The sequence below is a fragment of the Actinacidiphila sp. bgisy160 genome (assembly GCF_057707815.1).
This window is the reverse complement of the sequence record NZ_JBYIQW010000137.1, coordinates 1-1011: the sequence shown is the minus strand read 5'-3', so window position 1 is coordinate 1011 and position 1011 is coordinate 1. Positions and strand designations below refer to the sequence as shown.

General features: G+C 66.6%; 2 protein-coding genes. Both read left to right on the top strand.

All coding sequences use genetic code 11. The annotated features are described in order from the left end of the window. The first annotated feature begins 103 nt into the window (after window positions 1–103). Window positions 104–598: a GNAT family N-acetyltransferase gene (locus AC3EUJ_RS37175; protein ID WP_431969417.1), complete on the top strand. Its 495-nt coding sequence runs from the start codon at window positions 104–106 to the stop codon at window positions 596–598. 317 nt (window positions 599–915) lie between these two features. Continuing rightward, a partial coding sequence (locus AC3EUJ_RS37170; protein ID WP_431969419.1) for a transposase occupies window positions 916–1011 on the top strand: 96 nt, incomplete at its 3' end.

Below are 1011 nucleotides of genomic sequence, written 5' to 3'. Positions count from 1 at the left end.
CTAATACTCCAGCCGTAGATCGTTATGTGCCCTGGGCTTGGGGTTGCCTGCCACTGGCGGAAACTCAGGTGGCCTCAGCGCAGGATCTGGGTAGAGTCGGGCAATGCCCGAGCTGAAGCGGCTGCATGCCGGCCACGCCCCGGCGGTCCTGGCCTTCGAGCTGGCGAACCGCACCTACTTCGCTGCCTCGATCTCCGACCGCGGCGACGACTTCTTCGACCAGTTCACCGACCGATACAACGCCTCGCTGGCCGAGCAGGAGGCCGGCATCTGCGCCTTCTACGTGCTCGTTGCGGAGGACGGCTCGGTACTGGGCAGGTTCAACCTGTACGACTTGGAGGACGGCACTGCCAGACTCGGCTACCGGGTCGCGGAGCGGGTCGCTGGCCGTGGCGTGGCGACCGCGACCGTCCGGGAGCTGTGCCGGACGGCGACAGCGATGCACGGCCTGCGCACACTGCGGGCGGCCACCTCCCACGACAACGCCGCGTCCCAGAAAGTCCTGGCCAAGGTCGGGTTCGTCCCGGTTGGCCCTGCCACCCCGGCCGATCTCGGCGGCAAGTCAGGCACTTGGTATCAGCGTGATATCCAGCCATAGATCTTGATCTTGCTCGTGGGTCGGCCGCGGGAAGGCTGCGGCCACCGCTGATCAGCGGTGTGTGAAGACTAAGCTAAGTAGCTATTGTCGTACCGATCTTGGGATGTGCCGGTCGAACGAGCGTCTCGTTCGGGTGGTTGCAGGGTGTCCGGCGCATGCAGGAGGGGCCTCCTGAACAGCTCGTTGGTGTCGAATCACCGAGCTTGCAGGAGGCCCTGGTGCCGCAGTCTTCCGTGTCGATGACGGGGTCGTCCAGTTCGGTCACCCGGGAGTGTGACTGCCTGGCTCACCGGTTCGGGAACGCCGCCGACCATCCGATGCGTGTCCGCCGGTACCCCACCGATATGACGGACGCGGAGTGGGCGGTGGTCCGGCCGTTGCTGCCGGAGCCGGGCTGGATGCGCGGCCGCGGC